Source organism: Kocuria sp. CPCC 205235, from assembly GCF_040980905.1.
Lineage (GTDB): Bacteria > Actinomycetota > Actinomycetes > Actinomycetales > Micrococcaceae > Kocuria > Kocuria carniphila.
This window is the reverse complement of the sequence record NZ_JAVKPR010000002.1, coordinates 195478-213098: the sequence shown is the minus strand read 5'-3', so window position 1 is coordinate 213098 and position 17621 is coordinate 195478. Positions and strand designations below refer to the sequence as shown.

Annotated in this window: 18 protein-coding genes; 13 read left to right on the top strand and 5 right to left on the bottom strand. The window is 61.0% G+C overall.

The features are described 5' to 3' along the window. The first annotated feature begins 114 nt into the window (after positions 1 to 114). From RF638_RS02475 to RF638_RS02415, 13 genes are all read left to right on the top strand, one after another. Positions 115 to 825, top strand: coding sequence for an HD domain-containing protein (locus RF638_RS02475; RefSeq protein WP_368841372.1), 711 nt, complete (start codon positions 115 to 117; stop codon positions 823 to 825). Between the two features lie 38 nt (positions 826 to 863). After that, positions 864 to 1661: an IclR family transcriptional regulator gene (locus RF638_RS02470; RefSeq protein ID WP_368841371.1), complete on the top strand. Its 798-nt coding sequence runs from the start codon at positions 864 to 866 to the stop codon at positions 1659 to 1661. A gap of 134 nt (positions 1662 to 1795) precedes the next feature. Further along, complete coding sequence (locus tag RF638_RS02465) at positions 1796 to 3067, top strand: cytochrome P450 (RefSeq protein WP_368841370.1); 1272 nt, start codon at positions 1796 to 1798, stop codon at positions 3065 to 3067. Positions 3068 to 3070: 3 nt separating this feature from the next. Beyond that, positions 3071 to 4150 carry a PEP/pyruvate-binding domain-containing protein gene (locus tag RF638_RS02460; protein WP_368841369.1) on the top strand — a complete coding sequence of 360 codons (1080 nt, stop codon included), beginning with the start codon at positions 3071 to 3073 and terminating at the stop codon, positions 4148 to 4150. 50 nt (positions 4151 to 4200) lie between these two features. Further along, positions 4201 to 6075 carry a PEP-utilizing enzyme gene (locus RF638_RS02455; protein ID WP_368841368.1) on the top strand — a complete coding sequence of 625 codons (1875 nt, stop codon included), beginning with the start codon at positions 4201 to 4203 and terminating at the stop codon, positions 6073 to 6075. Next, positions 6072 to 6827: an SDR family NAD(P)-dependent oxidoreductase gene (locus RF638_RS02450; protein WP_368841367.1), complete on the top strand. Its 756-nt coding sequence runs from the start codon at positions 6072 to 6074 to the stop codon at positions 6825 to 6827. Before RF638_RS02455 ends, RF638_RS02450 begins: the two co-directional genes overlap by 4 nt. A gap of 44 nt (positions 6828 to 6871) precedes the next feature. Next, positions 6872 to 7192, top strand: a complete 321-nt coding sequence (locus RF638_RS02445) for a 2Fe-2S iron-sulfur cluster-binding protein (protein ID WP_368841366.1) — start codon at positions 6872 to 6874, stop codon at positions 7190 to 7192. Positions 7193 to 7194: 2 nt separating this feature from the next. After that, on the top strand, positions 7195 to 8475 hold the full coding sequence (locus RF638_RS02440; protein ID WP_368841365.1) for an NAD(P)/FAD-dependent oxidoreductase: 1281 nt from the start codon (positions 7195 to 7197) through the stop codon (positions 8473 to 8475). Further along, a complete protein-coding gene (locus tag RF638_RS02435; RefSeq protein WP_368841364.1) occupies positions 8472 to 9119 on the top strand; it encodes an HD domain-containing protein in 648 nt (215 codons plus the stop codon). Before RF638_RS02440 ends, RF638_RS02435 begins: the two co-directional genes overlap by 4 nt. Positions 9120 to 9127: 8 nt before the next feature. Next, complete coding sequence (locus tag RF638_RS02430; protein WP_368841363.1) at positions 9128 to 10609, top strand: aldehyde dehydrogenase; 1482 nt, start codon at positions 9128 to 9130, stop codon at positions 10607 to 10609. An 83-nt stretch (positions 10610 to 10692) separates the two neighbouring features. Then, positions 10693 to 11487 carry a rhomboid-like protein gene (locus RF638_RS02425; protein ID WP_368841362.1) on the top strand — a complete coding sequence of 265 codons (795 nt, stop codon included), beginning with the start codon at positions 10693 to 10695 and terminating at the stop codon, positions 11485 to 11487. A 68-nt stretch (positions 11488 to 11555) separates the two neighbouring features. Continuing rightward, a complete protein-coding gene (locus RF638_RS02420; protein WP_368841361.1) occupies positions 11556 to 12167 on the top strand; it encodes a GntR family transcriptional regulator in 612 nt (203 codons plus the stop codon). Next, positions 12164 to 13372 carry an MFS transporter gene (locus RF638_RS02415; protein WP_368841360.1) on the top strand — a complete coding sequence of 403 codons (1209 nt, stop codon included), beginning with the start codon at positions 12164 to 12166 and terminating at the stop codon, positions 13370 to 13372. Before RF638_RS02420 ends, RF638_RS02415 begins: the two co-directional genes overlap by 4 nt. Positions 13373 to 13439: 67 nt before the next feature. On the opposite strand, the gene RF638_RS02410 is transcribed toward RF638_RS02415, so the two are convergent. The 5 genes from RF638_RS02410 to RF638_RS02390 are packed head-to-tail and all read right to left on the bottom strand — an operon-like array spanning position 13440 to position 17619. Beyond that, on the bottom strand, positions 13440 to 14189 hold the full coding sequence (locus tag RF638_RS02410; RefSeq protein WP_368841359.1) for a TSUP family transporter: 750 nt from the start codon (positions 14187 to 14189) through the stop codon (positions 13440 to 13442). A 10-nt stretch (positions 14190 to 14199) separates the two neighbouring features. Continuing rightward, entirely contained in the window at positions 14200 to 15267 is a 1068-nt protein-coding gene (locus RF638_RS02405; RefSeq protein ID WP_368841421.1) for a HoxN/HupN/NixA family nickel/cobalt transporter, read from the bottom strand. Positions 15268 to 15298: 31 nt separating this feature from the next. Next, positions 15299 to 16219, bottom strand: coding sequence for an urease accessory protein UreD (locus RF638_RS02400; RefSeq protein WP_368841358.1), 921 nt, complete (start codon positions 16217 to 16219; stop codon positions 15299 to 15301). Continuing rightward, positions 16216 to 16827 carry an urease accessory protein UreG gene (ureG, locus tag RF638_RS02395; protein WP_016996236.1) on the bottom strand — a complete coding sequence of 204 codons (612 nt, stop codon included), beginning with the start codon at positions 16825 to 16827 and terminating at the stop codon, positions 16216 to 16218. Before ureG ends, RF638_RS02400 begins: the two co-directional genes overlap by 4 nt. 57 nt (positions 16828 to 16884) lie before the next feature. Further along, positions 16885 to 17619 (bottom strand): urease accessory protein UreF, encoded by a 735-nt coding sequence (locus RF638_RS02390; protein WP_368841357.1) that lies wholly within the window; start codon positions 17617 to 17619, stop codon positions 16885 to 16887. Between the last annotated feature and the right edge of the window lie 2 nt (positions 17620 to 17621).

The window sequence follows — 17621 nt, the reverse complement described above, 5'->3', positions numbered from 1 at the left end:
AAAGGCCGGAGGGTGGCCGAGGAGATGCCGTTTCGGGGACACCTCCATGAACCCTTCGGAAGCGGACTGCGAAGATCTCTATCCACTCAGTGGGTCGATTGACTCCCGTTACGGATGATGAGCGAATTCAATGTGGTTATGAATACTGCACAACGCAATACACCCGATTCGCCGACTCCTGATATCGACTCAAAGATTCCCGATGCATCGGAGGTCCATGGCGTCTTTGGACTGTCGGTCAGGGAGCAACGGATCTGGGACCGAGCCAAGGACTTCTTGAAAGTCCGCAGCAATGACGTTCACTCTTTGTATGCGTACGGCATTGCTCGGCAACTGACCCAGCTGATCCCCGAGGCGAGGGCCGAGATTGTTCTGCCCGCGATCCTGCTGCACGACACCGGTTGGTCACAAGTGCCCGAGGATCTGGTGCTTTCCGCTATCGCTCCCGGTGGTGGGCGACCAGATCTGGTGCGAGAGCACGAAGTGGCGGGAGCGAGGATCGCCAGGGGCATACTCGCCGAGGTGGGATATGACGCAGCAGACGTGGAAGAAATCGCGGGCATCATTGACGGCCATGACTCGAGAACCACTGCCCTGTCCGTGAATGATGCCGTGGTCAAGGACTCCGACAAGATCTGGCGTCTGACTCCTCACGGATTAAGCACAGTGATGGGGTGGTTCGGACTGGACAATAGTCAAGCTCACCGACTCTGCGGTTATCGTGTTCATGATCATCTTTTCACCGAGCAGGGGAGAATCATGGCGGCCGGGTTCGCTGGCATTGCGTCCATGGATGATTCGCCCGCGCTGCATGCGTTGACGTGACGAGTAGGACTTGATGTAAGCGGCTCCAGGGAGGGGACATGGCAGGAGGCGCGTCCGAGCCGGGACGGTCCGTGACCTCCAAGGTGCTCTCCATCCTGGAAGTCTTCGAAACACATCTCAGGCCTTTGAGCCAAGGCCAAATCGTGGAACTTACTGGGCTCCCCCAAAGCACGGCCCATCGACTTCTCTCCGAACTCGTCACGTGGGGCGCGTTGTACCGGGATGACAATGGGCGATATCAAGTGGGCATGAGGTTGTGGGAGCTTGGCCAACATGCGGGCAGGCAACTGCGCGAACTTTCTCGCCCGTTCATCCAGGATCTCCATTCTCTGACTCGTGAAACCGCCCAGTTGGCCATCAGAGATGGCTCCGATGCCCTGTATATAGAACGGGTATACAGCTCCAAGCGCGTGCCGCGAGCCTCTCGAGTGGGCGGTCGACTGCCCCTGCACGCCACTGCCGTGGGCAAAGTTCTGCTGGCATACGAGGAAGACTGGGTTCGCGAAGCCATCTTGCAGCACGGACTGCGAGCGGTGTCCTCTCGAACCCACGTAGATCCGGGCCGTCTGGCGGAAGAACTAGCGACCGTGAAAGAACAGGGCTTTGCCACAACCACGGAAGAAGTCCGGGCGGGCGTTTGCTCCATCGCGGTGCCCGTATTCCACCGGGACGGGCCCGTTGGTGCCAGTATCGGCCTGGTCATGGCATCGGCCAACTCCGGGAACATGACCCGCCACCTGCAGACGTTGCGAGGTGCGTCTCGCCAGATCGAGCTGGCCACCGATCACATACCGCTCAGCACCATCTTGCGTTTCATGACCCCTGGCGGTAAGTGACCGCTCACCAGCGGCAATGGGAAGTGGCTCGGCGAAGTCGTTTCTCATATCCACTCAGTGGATAAGCATCATTGGTGTGATCTGCGTCATGGGACAAGCTGGCACTCACATCCGCAACGTTCGAAAGGATCGCGATGAGTGCCTCACAGGACAAGACCGCTGAGCCGGCAGCTATGAGTGGTTGCCCGGTGGCCCACCACGGCTACGAGCCTTTTCAACAGAATGATCCATTTCCCTCATACGAGAAGCTTCGCTCCGAAGAACCCGTCATGTACGACGAGCGGATCGGATGCTGGGTCGTAACCCGGCATGCGGATATCAAGGAAGTGTTCGGGGACTGGGAAACGTTCAGCTCCGAAAATGCCCAGGCCCCCGTACGAGAACGAGGCCCAGAGGCCAAGAAGATCATGAAGGACGGCGGATTCACGGCGTACTCCGGTCTTTCTGCTCGAGTGCCACCCGAGCACACGCGCATCCGAAACATCGTGCAGAAGGCCTTCACCCCGCGTCGGTACAAGGTGCTGGAGCCTTTTATCCGCGACAACGTCAAGACGCTACTGGGACGTATGTTGGAGAATCCCGACAACCGTGGGGACCTACTCAAAGATCTGGCGTATGACATCCCCACCATCACGATTCTCACCTTGTTCGGTGAGGACATTGACCAGATCGACCAGTTCAAGGAATGGTCCAACTCGCGGGGAGCGATGACCTGGGCAGATCTCAGTGATGAGGAGCAGATTCCCCACGCTCACAACTTGGTGGACTATTGGCAAAAGTGTCTGAGCATGGTCGAGAAGGCACATCGCGAAGGTGGCGACAATTTGGTTGCCGACTTGGTCAAGGCACAAAACGACGGTGCGGAGATCAGCGATCACGAGATCGCATCCGTGTGTTACAGCTTGCTGTTCGCAGGGCATGAGACGACCACCACTCTGATCGCCAACACTCTGCGAGTACTGCTGGGTCATCCCGAGCAGTGGCAAAAACTCCAGGACGACCCGAAGAAGATCGCGGGGGCCGTAGATGAGGTTCTTCGCTACAGCCCGTCCATTGTCGCCTGGCGACGTAAGGCTCTGAAGGACGCCACAGTGGGCGGAACGGAGATTCCCGAAGGGTCTCAGCTACTTCTGGTCATGGGATCCGCGAATAGAGACGAAGCCCTGTTCGAGAACGGGAAGTCCTTTGACATCGAGCGATCAAACTCGCGCGAACACCTGGCTTTCGGATTCGGGATCCACTACTGCCTGGGAAACATGCTCGCCAAGTTGCAGACGAAGATCACTCTCGAGGAAACGCTCACCATCGCTCCCCACCTGAAACTGAGCGATCCGGACCGGATCCAATTCGGCGAAAACCTGTCGTTCCGCGCACCCATCGCGGTGCCTGTCACCTGGGAGTCCTGAACCATGGAGAACACTCAATACATCGAATTTTTTGACGGCGGGGGCGACCCCAAGCTTGAGCGTTTGGGAGGTAAATGCGCTTCTCTGGTGTCGATGACCGCAGCCGGAATGCCTGTACCTCCCGGATTTGCAGTTACCACCGATTTGTTCGACGCCTTCATTGAGGCGGCAGGAATCAAACAAGATATCCGCCGACTGCTCTCTGGCATCGATGTGGAGGACGTGGACCACGTGGAGGAGGTGGCCCAGCAAATCCGTGAGGAGATCTGTTCCCGACCGGTGCCGGAGGATCTGAGGCAGCAGACCATCAACGCGTACGAAGCCCTGCAATCAGGTTTCGAACGGCCCGCTCCCGTGGCTGTGCGTTCCTCGGCGACCGCCGAAGATTTGCCGGACGCGAGTTTCGCTGGGCAGCAAGACACTTACCTCTGGCTAACGGGCCAGCACACGGTCCTGGAGCACATTCGCAAGTGTTGGGCGTCCCTCTACACATCCCGGGCGATCCTCTACCGCCTTAAGAACAACATTCCCGAGGATGATCTCTCAATGGCGGTGGCTGTCCAGAAGATGGTCAATTCGGAAACCTCCGGTGTGGCCATCACCATGGACCCCGCAACGGGCGACCGTTCCAAGATCACTATCGACGCGTCGTACGGCGTGGGCGAGATGGTCGTCTCCGGACAAGTCACGCCGGACAATCTCCAACTCGACAAGGTCACGTTGGTGGTTGTGAGTGAACACATCGGCGACAAGCACGCGGAGTTGATCCCCGATCCTGAGGCCGCTGCTCTCAAGGAAGTAGAAGTAGACGAAGAACGTCGCTCGCGTCGCTGTTTGAACGACGATCAACTGCAGGCCGTAGCGCAGATGGCGAAGCTCGCCGAGAAGCACTACAAGTGCCCGCAGGACATTGAATGGGCCTTCGACAAGGACCTCCCGGACGGGGAGAACCTCCTGCTGTTGCAGTCACGCCCCGAAACCGTGCACTCGTCCAAGAAGGACGGTGCCGCACCCGCTAAGAAGAAACACGCCACCGGGATGGGCGGTCTGACCGCAGCTCTTCTGTCGAAGAACTCCAAGTAGATCCATCCACCTCCGTGCACCGCACGGAGTATAAACGAAGGAACATTCACGTGGATAACACCCCCGAGATCAAGTCATTCCCTAGCCCGTTCAGCGTTGAAACTCCCCAGGGAGCCGACGGCTGGGAGAAGCTTTACCCGTACTACCTCACCTTCCAGGAGAACCGTCAGCACGTGGACGGCCAGGAATTCTGGTTCCAGAACTCCCAGCAATGGCCGGTGGTGGTCAAACCCTTCGAGACCATTGGTTGCGAATTCGCGATCCGACAGCTCGGACAATTTAACTCACGGCACCTGATGATTCCGACCGCCAACGGAATCGACTACAGAATTCACCAGGGTTACCTCTACATGAGTCCTATTGCAGTTCCCGAGGACGAGGTGGCCGACCGCGTTGGGCAGTTCGAGGAGCGCGCCGGTTACTACTTCGAGAACTGGGAAAGCCTGCTTGCGAACTGGTACACCAAGGTCAAGGGAACCATCCGGGACATGGAAAAGATCGAATTCCGGACTTTACCTGACGTGGTGCCTCTCGAAGACATCACCTCGGGCAAGGGGCGTGACGGTTCGGAGGAACTCTTCCGCTCTTACGACAAGCTCATCGACCTGGCCTATCAGAACTGGCAATACCATTTCGAGTTCTTGAACCTGGGTTATATCGCTTACCTGGATTTCTTTGGGTTCTGCAAGGAAGCGTTCCCCAGCATTCCGGACCAAAACATTGCGACTATGGTTCAGGGCGAGGACATGGAACTGTTCCGCCCAGATGACGAGCTCAAAAAACTTTCGCTTCTCGCTATTGAGCTGGGCCTGGATCAGCTCTTTGACCAGTCGAATGATGCTGAACTGACGCTGTCCCGCATCGGTGCGGCTGAGAACGGTCAGAAGTGGCTGGATGCGCTGGAGGAGTCCAAGGATCCGTGGTTCAACTTCACCACGGGCAACGGTTTCTACGGGCACGACCAGTACTGGATCGAGCACATGGAGATCCCGCTCAGCTTTATTGCGGATTACATTCGACGCGCCAAGGACGGTGCGCAACTGGCTCGCTCCGTGGATGAACTCGTGGCGGAGCGAGAGCGCATCATCGGGGAATACCGGGACTTACTGGACGAAGAGATGCAGGAGATCTTCGACGCCAAAATCGCCTTGGCCCGGCTCGCGTACCCGTATGTGGAAAACCACAACTTCTACATCGAGCATTGGACCATGGGAACCTTCTGGCGTAAGGTCCGCGAACTGTCCCAGTTGTTCGTGGACGCGGGCTTCTGGAAGGACCCTTCAGACATCTTGTATCTGGGTCGTGATGAAGTCCGCTCAGTGATCTTCGACCTAGTCAACGGGTGGGGCATCGGTTCCAGAGCAATCGGCCCTGACTACTGGCCGGTCGAGATCGAACGTCGTGCTGGCATCATTGACGCCCTGAAATCGAGCCGTGCCGAGCCTGCATTCAATACACCGCCGGAGTTCATCACCGAGCCGTTCACTACCATGCTTTACGGCATCACGACCGAGCAGGTGGCTCAGTGGTTGGGCGATGGCGAAGAGATCGAGGGCGTGTTCAAGGGCATGGCTGCATCACCCGGCGTGGTTGAAGGTGTTGCGCGAGTCGTGACCTCTGCGTCAGAGCTGGGCACGCTCAAGGACGGCGAAATCCTCGTAGCACCCAATACCGCGCCGTCCTGGGGCCCTGTCTTTGGCAAGATTTCCGCCACTGTGACGGACATCGGCGGCATGATGAGCCACGCGGCGATCGTCTGCCGCGAATACGGTCTTCCCGCGGTGACCGGTGCCGGCTCGGCCTCCCGCGAGATCCGTACGGGTCAGATTCTGCGCGTGGACGGTACCAACGGAACGGTCACCGTCCTGGACGACGCAGGGAACTCGAGCGCGGCGGCCCCCAAAGTTGAGGACGCAGTTGCATGAACGAGAAAGCGCATCGACCCACTGTTCTCGTCACCGGTGGAGCCGGAGGTTTAGGCCGCGCTTTCGCGCTCGGATTCGCGAGTCGTGGGTACGACGTGGCTGTGGCGGACCTCAATCTCGAAGGCGCCCAGGAAACGGCTCGACTCGTCGAGGACGAGGACGTTCGGGCAATGGCGACGACAGTGGACGTCACCTCGGTGTCTTCTACGGAAGCCATGGCCAAGGAAGTGAGTGACTTTGGCGAAGGAGCTCTCGACGTCCTGATCAACAACGCTGCGATCTACGCCACGGTTACCAGGTCACTTATGGAAGAGATCGACCCAATGGAATGGGACGCGGTGATGGCCGTGAACCTCAAGGGTCCCTGGCTCTGTGTCCGGGCGTGCAGCGCCCTCCTGAACGAGGGGTCCAGCGTGATCAACCTGTCCTCCGCCACGGTCTATTCAGGTTCGGAGAACTGGATGCACTACGTGGCTTCCAAATCCGGCGTAATCGGAATGACCCGAGTCATGGCAAAAGAATTGGGGCGGCGGGGTGTGACCGTCAATGCCATCGCCCCGGGGTTCACCCTCACCGAAGCAAGCTACGGGCTGATGTCCGACGCCGCTACGTACGGGGTTGATCGTGGTGCCATCAAGCGGGCGAGTCAGCCACAGGACATCGTGGGCGCCGCGCTCTTCCTGGCGGGCCAGGACTCCGACTACATCACCGGACAAACGCTCGTCGTGGACGGCGGACGACAGTTCATTTAACAAATTCCGCATCACCCACGGGTGACAGCAGAAAGGACCAACTCATGCCCACCGTTACTTTCACCGATTCAGAAGGCGCCCAGCGCACCGTGGATGCAACCGCGGGAGACTCCGTAATGGAGACTGCTGTTCGCAACGGTGTGACGGGGATCGTCGCAGAGTGCGGAGGTTCGCTCTCCTGTGCCACGTGCCATGTGTTCGTGGACAACGAGGACCTGGACAAGCTTCCGGAGATGGAGGACATGGAGGACGAGATGCTCTATGGGACAACCGAAGATCGCCAGCCAAACTCCAGGCTCTCTTGCCAGTTGCCGATCGAGGAAGACACGGACTTGCACGTGACCACTCCTGAGACGCAGGTGTAAACATGGCTATGGAGAACAATCACGGACTTCTGATAGTCGGCACCAGCCAATCCGGGGTGGCACTCGCAGGATCATTACGCGCTCTGGGGTATTCGGACCCGATCACCTTGTTGGGGGAGGAGGACCACCGCCCGTATCAACGCCCTGCACTCTCGAAAGAATTCATGCAGGACAAGATCTCCAAGGAAAAGCTGATCTTCCGCGCGCCCGAATACTGGAAAGAGCACAACATCAACGTGGTTAAAGGTCAGCGGATCGGGAACATCGAGAAGAACCTTGATGGCTCTGGGATCGCAGTCTCCACTTCGGGAGAGAACTTCCCGTTCCAACAACTCGCGCTGACAGTGGGTGCGCGGGCCCGTCGTCTTCCCCTGGATGGTACCGATCTTGACGGGGTTCTGTATCTGCGCAATGCAGATGATGCGCTGGACCTGAAGGCCCGAATGCCGGAAGCACAGAATCTGGTGGTCATCGGTGGTGGGTTCATCGGGCTCGAGGCCGCCGCGAGTGCGCACGGAATGGGTAAGAACGTCACCGTGCTGGAGGTGGGGCCCCGCCTGATCGGTCGAGCAGTGGGCGAGGCTACATCAGAGTTCTTCCTCACGGCCCACCGTGAGCAGGGAATAGATGTGCGGTTGAGCGTGAGTCTGGAGCGTATCGACGGCGAAAAGGGTCGCGTCACAGGAGTTCGCCTGGACAACGGTGACGTTGTGCCAGCAGACATTGTGCTGGTTGGTATCGGGGTCATTCCGAACACCGAACTGGCGGAAACCATGGGATTGCACTGCGACAACGGTATTCACGTGGATGAGTACGCGCTGGCGTCTGATGGTCACACCGTGGCTATAGGCGATTGCGCGAACATACCCAACCCGATACCCGGCTCTCCGGAAGGCGAACGGCTCCGGCTGGAAAGCGTCAACAACGCAGTCGAACACGCAAAGGTGGCGGCCTATTCGTTAGCAGGCCGTCGTGAGGAATATCAATCGATTCCGTGGTTCTGGTCAAACCAAGGTTCACATAAATTGCAGATTGCGGGACTATCCACGGGGCACGATCACACTGTTGTGCGTCGGGATGGTTCTGACGGTAAATTCTCTGTGCTCTATTACCGGGGAGGGCGTCTCATTGCCGCAGACTGCGTGAACTCCCCTGTGGATTTTATGGATGTGAAATCCGCCCTGTCCAAGGGACTGACCATTGGGGCAGACCAGGCAGCTGATACCGAGAAACGGCTCAAAGAATCAGCCGTTCGCATCACAGAACAGGAACTGAATCCATGACCATTGAGACCGAATTGAAAGTTAACACCGCGCCCATCAGCACCACCCCTTCGGAATTGACCGACCTGGATCCGATTTGGAAACGAGTCATCCCGGAAACACGGGCCCGCGGAAATGACATTCATTTGCCTATTTCGCTGGCTTACGCGGAGCGACTCTGCGACGTGTATCCGGATGCGGACGACCTTATTGTCCGTGTGGCCATCCTGTTGCATGACACGGGATGGGGTCGTGTTGATGAGGAACGGATCCTGACCGAGGGATTCTCGGGTGATTGGAGAAAGGCCGACATCCGATTTGAGCATGAGCGGCAAGGGTGTCTCATAGCAGAAGAAGTACTTCCCGAACTTGGTTACGGGGATGACTTCATTCGCCGTATCACCGAGATCATCGACGGCCATGACACCCGCCCGGACGCCAAGTCGCTCGAGGACGCCTTGGTTCGGGATGCCGACCGGCTATGGCGTTTTGATCACGTGGGAATTGCCTTGGCATCGACGTGGTTCAAATTGACTCCCGCGGCATATATGGACCGGCTTGAAGAAGAGATCGTTCCTGAACTCCAGACCACTGCCGCGAGGCTCATGGCGGAAGCGGATCTGGCTCGTTCGCGAGCCTTGCTGAAGGGAAGCATCCTGGTATGAAACTCCAGATGAGCCAAGTGAATGATGCGCGGGAGGGGCTGAACCTTCCGTATTCGCACCAGGATGACCACTTCATCAATGGCGCATATGTACCGTCCACGGGCGACCGGCGCATCAAGGTCGTGGACCCGGTCACGGAAAAAATTTGGGCCTCTGTACCTGATGCGACCCCGGAGGATCTTGAACGCGCAGTCGAAGCGGCAGACAACGCCTTCCCGGGCTGGGCTGAATTGACAGCGCACGAGCGTGCATCGATCTTGCTCAGGGCCGCGGACGAGATCGAGGCTCGGCGTGAACCACTGGGGTTCACGAACACCCGGGAGAATGGCTCCCCTGTTTCCGAAACCATGAACGCTGCTTCCAACGCCGCCGGCATTTTCCGCTACTTTGCCGGACTTGCAGATTGGATGGATCAGGAGGATACTCGCCCGTTCCCCAACGGTGTGGGTGAAACCTCCGTCTACATGGATCCGGTAGGGGTCTGCGCGCTGATCGCTCCATGGAATTTTCCCATCAATCTGGTTGTGGCCAAATTGGCCCCGGCGCTTCTGGCCGGATGCACCGTGGTCATCAAACCGGCCTCACCGACTCCATTGTCGGTTCGGTTCATTGTGGATGCCCTCGCGGCAGCAGGTGTTCCGGCCGGCGCGGTCAACGTTCTGACGGGCAGCGGCCGGATGGGGGACCAGTTGGTGCGACACCCCAAGGTGCGAAAAGTCGCCTTCACAGGTTCTACGCCCGTTGGTCGAAAAATTGCCGCAGCTTGTGGTGAGAGCCTCAAGCCGGTCACGTTGGAGCTGGGCGGCAAATCGTCAGCCATAGTCCTCGACGATGCAGACCTCGACCACATGTCATCCGTGCTGATCCGCTCGTGTATGCGAAATACCGGGCAGACGTGCTACATCTCAACGCGGATCCTGGCCCCGGAGTCTCGGTACGAGGACGTGGTGAAAATGGTCGCTCGCACCGTGGGGGAAGCCCCGCAGGGGGACCCTCTGGATAAAGCTACCGTATTCGGCCCGATGGCTAACCGCCCGCAGTACGAGACGGTCTTGAAGTATCTCGAATCAGCTCACCAGGAGGGCGCTACCATTGCGACCGGCGGCCACCGCGCAGAGATGGACTCCGGGTTCTTCGTTCAACCCACAGTCTTGTCCGATGTGACCCCGGAAATGACGGTTGCGCGAGAGGAAATTTTCGGGCCGATCATCACCATTTTGCGTTACAGAGATGTGGATCACGCACTGGAGTTGGCCAACAATACGCCGTTCGGGCTCGGTGGAATCGTTTTTTCCGCGGATGAGGAAAAGGCTCGCAAAGTTGCCCGGCGGATGAACACGGGCTCCGTGGGCATTAACTTCTTCGCATCCAATCATTCGGCACCGTTCGGCGGACGGGGTGATTCGGGGTTGGGGGTGGAATTTGGTGTTGAAGGGCTGAGCGCATATCTCACTCCGCAGTCAGTGCATCGACTCCCCAGAGGCCGATAGACGGGAGTGGTCAGGCACAGTGTCAAAGAGATCGCCCGTGTGTGCACAGGCTGAATTCAGGTTGGGCGGAGAACAATGACTCCGTGATCACTCTGGCAGCCATAGTGCTGGTGATAGTGCTGTGGTACGCCGTGGAACATCATTGGCCCGGAACCGCATGGTTCACCCGGTGGCGAGAAGCACACGGGTACAAGGTGCGGGCGTGGCTCAAAGGCGCCCCCGCGACCTACCTGTACCTGGGGTTGCTGACCTTCACCACGTGGCTGCTTTCCAATGCCAACGGTCGCCTGCGCGTGGCCTTCCTCTCGGAGCAATCCACGACTCTGCGCGAACTGGCCACTTCACCGGTGACGGTGTTGATCCGCAGCGCCCTGTACGTCTCCCCGTTGGAGCTGATCGTGTGGTGGGTGCTGTTCACGCTGGTCGCGGCCAGGTTGGAGCACAGCTTCGGCAGTGCGCGGATCATGGCTGGCTTCGCCATAGGACACGTGGGGGCTTCCTTGGCGGTCGCTCTGCTGACCTGGGGCGCTATCTCCACGGGCCAGGTCGGTGAATCCGCGGCCGGCGGTATCGACGTGGGGGCCAGCTACGGGTTCGCCGCCCTCGCGGCCTTGTTCACGTACCTGGGCTCTCGCCGACGTCGCTTCATCTGGGCCGCGGTGGTCGTCCTGGTGGTTGCCGCGAACCTGGCCTGGTTCTTCGACGGCACCGCACTGGGGCACGCCATCGCCGCACTCCTGGGTTTCGCCTGTTATCCATTGGTGCGTCCGGCCGCACGACGCCGCCACATGGCCGTGGTTCGCGCTCGCCGCATTGCGGCTGCGGAGGAGGACCGGCTGCCGCCGTTGCCACCTGAACCGCCTGCGGCGGGCCGATGAATTGGTGATCCACCTTATCCGCACTTAGCATGCATCTTGTATCTAAGCGCCGATGACCGGGGAGAACCGTGCCGACCAACGCAGCAGAACGCGCGTATGCGCACGCGAAAGCGCGCATCCTGTCCGGAGAACTGGACGGCGAACTCCTGTCCGAGGGAATCGTCGCGCAGGAACTGGGTGTTTCACGCACGCCTGTCCGCGAAGCCTTCCTCCGGCTTCAGGCGGAAAATCTCATGCGCCTCTACCCCAAGCGGGGTGCCTTGGTGGTTCCGGTGGGTCCGTCCGAGGCGCGCGAAGTGATCGAAGCCCGCCGGGTCGTCGAATGCGGTTGCGTGGCCGCGGCACTGCGGGACCCTGCGTTGCCGGCCACCCTGAATGAGCTACTGGAAAAGCAATCCAACGCGGTCGGCACGGAACGGTTCACCGAGCTGGACGCCGCCTTCCACACGGCCATCGTCGAGGCCGCTGAGAACTCACTGCTCAGCTCCTTCTACTCGGGGCTGCGTGACCGACAGATGCGGCTGATCGCCACGGCCGTTCGCACCGTGGATGAAAAAGCCTCCGAGATTCTGGATCAGCACCGCGACATCGTTCGCGCCGTTGAAAACGGTGACGCGGAGCAAGTGCGAGCGCTGCTGTCAGAACACCTGCGCCACGTCTACGAAGGAATTGTCGAATGAGGATCAAACCCTGGACGCGGGTGGCCGCCGGATTGTTCGCGGTGGCCTGGGGCGGCAATGAATTCACGCCGCTACTGGTCATGTATCGCCATGTGGAGGGGTTCGACCAGGTCGCCGTGGATATGCTTTTGGCAGCATACGTGCTGGGCATCGTTCCGGCGCTGCTGATCGGCGGGCCACTGTCGGACCGCCACGGACGCCGGGCACTGATGATCCCCGCGCCCATTATCGCCATGCTGGGCAGCGGCCTGTTGGCGCTGGGATCGGGCAGCCTCACCCTGTTGTTCATCGGCCGGGTTCTGTCAGGCGTGGCTCTCGGCTTGGGAATGGCCGTGGGCACATCGTGGGTCAAGGAACTCTCCGGGCGCCCGTACGAACCTCACCCTGAAAAGGTGTCCGGCGCGCGCCGAGCCTCGCTGTCCTTGACCGCGGGCTTTGCCCTGGGTGCCGCAGTGGCTGCCACGCTGGCCCAGTTCGCTCCGCTGCAAACGGTGCTGCCCTATCTGATCAACATTTTGATCTGCATCCCCACGGTGTTCCTTGTGGCCGGTGCGCCGGAGACGCGTACTACGGGCCGCCACATCGGTTCCCTGTGGTCCGACTTGAAGATCCCGGCGGCCAAACAGCATCGCTTCTGGTTCGTGGTGGCACCGTCGGCCCCGTGGGTCTTTGGCTGTGCGGCCTCTGGCTACGCGATCCTTCCGGCCCTCATGGCGGAGGTCGTGGGGCCGGACTACGGCATCGCCTTCTCGGGCCTGTTGTGCCTGGTGTGCCTGACCTTCGGCTTCTTCATCCAGCCGCTGGGCAAGCGACTGGACCGCGACGGCTCCATCCGTTCCCTGGTGGTCGGCATGATCGCCGTGGTCATCGGCATGCTCAGCGCCGTCTTCGCATCCGCCACGCTGTCCCTGCCGGTCGTGCTGATTTCCGCGGCCATCCTGGGCTGCGGCTATGGCCTGGTGCTGGTCTCCGGCCTGCAGGAAGTCCAGCGCATCGCGCGCGTGGACGACCTGGCCGGGCTCACCGCCGTCTTCTACTCACTGACCTACATCGGTTTCTTCGTGCCCATGGTCCTCGCCGTGATCTCCGAGGTCACCACCTACCCGTGGCTGTTCCTCTCCGGCGCGGTTATCGCCGTCGTCTGCCTGGGCATCATGGCGTACGGCAAGCGCCATGAGGTGCGGGAGTTGCCCGCCCGGCGGTAGCGGGGTGATTTGTGGTTCCCTATTACTGATTTCCGTCTCGGATTCGGTAATAGGGAACCCTAAATCCTCACGCCAGAATCAGAGCCAACGCGCCTCGCGCCATGACGACGACGCCGCCCACCGCCGCCAGCGTCATCGCCAGTTTGGAGGCCACGGCCTTGTCCAAGCGACATGAAAGCCACGTGCCAACGGTGATGCCCACGAAGATCGTGGCAATGAGGGAGCCGAAGGCCACAAACACCGGGACCGGGAGCACAAACGGCACCCCCGCGATCAGTTTGGAACCCACGGACAATGCGCCCAGGGACATGAACACGGGTTGCATGGTGGCGGCGAATCGCAGCTGATCCCAATTGGTGATGCGTGAGTACACGACCATTGCCGGAGCGGCGACGCCCGCCGTAGAGTTGAAGAATCCACCGATCAGGCCGGCCGGTACCACGGCTTTGCGCTGTTGCACGTCACCGGTGCTCCGGGAGAACTTGGTGATGGCCAGGGCCAGCAGAACCACTGCGCCCACTCCGATCTGAAGCCACTCTGCAGAGACCCAACTGACCACGAGCGCCCCGAGGATGACTCCGGGCAGGGCCGCAGCGATCAGGATGGCCGCGTGCTTCCATTCGACCATCCGCCGCACGGACAACGTGATCATGAACCCCGAACACACCGTGGCCGCGTTGGTCACCAGCACGCCCGTGGCCGGACCCATCAGCAGGGACAACACCGGAGCCACGACCAACCCCACGCCCATACCCGAGACCCGTTGCAGGATGCTGCCCACCAGGACAGCGATCAGTGCGGCGGTGAGGATGAGCATGGGGCACTTTCTACGGGTGAATCGGCTGCTTCGAGCCTACATCTGAGTTTGCGCCGCTCCGTGCCTTCCGCACCAGGACGAACCCACCCCAAACAGCTAGCAGCGAGGCAACCAGCAGCAGTCCGGCGTCGCCCAAGTCGATGTCCGCGAGCCACGAGGTGACCGGGTCGCTCAGCCCGAACGCAGTGTTGAGCACCCCGCCCAGTGTGATGACCGAAATGAACAGCGCGGCGGCCGCAGAGAGTCCCGTGATGGCGGTGTTGAAGCCCAGCTTGCGGGCTGGATCCCGCCAGGCCGACCGGTACATGCGCAGCACCGCCAGCCCGTTGAGCGAGTCGCACAGGCACATGCCCGCGGCGAAGAAGAACGGCAGCGACAACAGCGTCCACCCGGACACTCCCGCCACGGACGCGGAGACTGTCAGGACTAAGAGTGAAATGGTGCTGGCGGTATCGAAACCGAGTCCGAACAAGAACCCCAGCGTGAAGATGTTGCGCGGCCGCTGCACCCGGGCCAGCGGTTTGGCCATCACCCGCGAGACCAGGCCCTGAGCCTGCAGATCCTCCTCCCCCACCGCGAATCCGTCGCGAACCCGCCGCCCCAGCCGCCAGCTGTGAACGCACGCACCCGCGTTGTACAGGCCGATCAGCAGCAGGAACACCCCGGACACCGTGCCGCCGATGATCCCCAGAGCCGTGTTCGCCGCGGTCCCCTCGGAAATGAACGAGGACACGAACGTCGCGCCGAGCACCACCAGAATTCCGGCCAGAATCACCACGGAACTGTGCCCCATGCTGAAGGCCAGGCCCACGCTCGCGGGCCGTTTTCCCTGACCGACGAAGCGCCGCGTGGAGTTGTCGATCGCGGCAATGTGGTCCCAGTCGTAGCTGTGCTTCACGCCGGTCAGGTAACAGGTGATGACCAGGCCGATGGCCAGGGGCACCGAGCCGCCCAGGCTTCCCAACCCCCATAGCCCCAGCGCTACCAAATGAAGCAGCGCCACGGCACCCATAGTGCACAGCACACGCGTGCGGAACGGCCAATCGTCCACCGATGGGCGGCCCACAGCGGGGTTCAAAGTCGAGAGTGCAGACACGGAATTCTCCTGTTCAGTACTTACGAAGATTGACGGCGCCCTGCCCGAACCAGCGCTCGCGCAGCAGATTGCCCACGGCCTCGATGGCCTCGGAGACCTCGGGCGTTGAACGGCCCAGGACACGCACGGCCATACCGGGCACGGGCGTTGCGGTGGCACCGGCTCGAAGGTGGCCGGAGCGTTCGGTGAGCAGGGTGCGGACGTCGGCCAGAGCGGCGTCGTCGGCGCGGGGATCGATCACCAAAAGCGAGCCGACGTGCGTGTAGCCCTCGAAGAATCCGAGACCGTCGAGCCCCTGAGCGCCGGGTTCCAGCACCAAGTTGTCGACCGCCACGGGCCGCCCCGCCATGCTCACGCGGGTGCGCAGGCGGACGCGGTCGTAGCGGAACGGCTCGCCGGTGGGGGACCAGCCGGGCGTGACCACGTCCGCGAGAACGAGGCTCGCCGACGGCTCCATGGCCACCCGCGTGATCTGGTCGTAGCGCGTCTCCCGATAGGCGATCAGCTGGTCCGGCAGGTATTCGAGCCGGCTGTCGGGACTGAGCCGCACGTCCGTTTCCTGCAGGGTGTGGTCGTGCGGCGAGCGATAAACCTTGGTCGCCGATTGCGTGGTCAGCAGCAGGTCCGCGCCCGGCTCGAGAACCAGGGTCGTGCGGTAGCGGTCGCCGTCCAGGTACCCGCCACCGGGATTGACCACCGCGTAGGTGACCTGCCCGGACGCGTCCAGATAGTGCGGCCGCAGCACCCGCAGCGAGCCCCGGTGGAACTGCCGCACGGCCACGGATCGCCCGGCTCGCGGGGCCACGGTCAAGTCCAGCTCGCCACGCCAGGTGCCATTTTCCACGGACGACGACGCCGCTCGCGCCGGGTCCTCGGGTTCGTTCCGGTCCGTGGGCGGTGCGTTCAGATCTTCGGCAAGAGTCGGGGAACTCATGCCAAATCCAGCATGAGTACGTCGTGACGCAGCCACTGGATGACATGCTCCAGACCTTCGTCGGTCTTGAGATTGGTGAAGCAGAAGGCCTTGTCACCGCGGAAGTCTTTGGAATCCGACTCCATGACGGACAGATCCGCGCCCACATGGGGTGCCAGGTCCGTCTTGTTGATGATGAACAGGTCGGACTTGATCATGCCCTGGCCGGCCTTGCGGGGGATCTTTTCACCCTGGGCCACGTCGATGATGTAGATGGAGAAATCCACCAGCTCGGGGCTGAACGTGGCGGAGAGGTTGTCGCCGCCGGACTCCACGAAAATCACGTCCAGGTCAGGGTGCTCGGCCTCCAGCTTGTCGATGGCCGCCTGGTTCATGGAGGTGTCTTCGCGGATAGCGGTGTGTGGGCAGCCGCCGGTTTCCAGACCGATGATGCGGTCCAGGGGCAGCACGCTGTTCTGCGAGAGGATCTTGGCGTCCTCGATCGTGTAGATGTCGTTGGTGATCGCGGCCAAGGACATCTCATCGCTCAGGGCACGGGTCAGGCGTTCGATCAGCTGAGTCTTACCCGCTCCGACGGGTCCGCCGATGCCGACTTTGATGGCGTTCATGGTGAAAATCTCCTTGCGATGGGTCTGCGAAGTGCTGGGTGGGTGGTGAGTCGGTGATCAGCTCATGAACATGCGGGCTCGCTGGGTCTCGTGCTGCATCTGGGCGATCTCCAGTCCGGGGGAGACGGCCCCCAGATCGTCGAGCGTGAGCTGGGCAATCCGGGCCTCCGCTCGGGTGACATGACTACGCATGACCCCCAGGACCCGCTGCCCTGCGTTCTGGCCGATGGGGATTCCGCGCACTGCGTTCTGCATCAATGCAGTGACCGTGGAGAACAAATAGGCGCTCACCAGTGACGTAGCGGGAACGCCGTGGTCCGTGCCAATCAGCCCGAATGCAATGGCCTGGTGACCGTGGCATGGTCCGGCGTCGACCAGTGCGGCGTATTTCTCCAGGCAGGGACCGGGCAGGGACAGCCGGCCGATGTCGAGCAGCCGCTTACCCATGGTCAGTCCGGCCTGCCTGACCTGTGAGGGCAGGGCCTGGGCGTACATGAGGTCGTCCAGTTCGATCAGAAAGTCGATGCCACTTTGAGCATCCTCGCCAGTGCCAGTGCCAGGCGCAGCGCACGCCTCCGCCGTCAATCGCACGGCCAGCCCGTCCGCGTAGACCAACTGGTGATCCACGAACTGCGCGAGCCACTCCTGGAACGTGGCCTCGTCGTGCACGGTGCCGCGCTGCAGATACGTCTCCATGCCAAAGGTGTGCGCGAACGCGCCCGTGGGGAGGGCGGAATCGCACAACTGGAGGAGCGTGAGTAAGGGCTCGTGCGGCGTCGTCGAACTGAGCATGA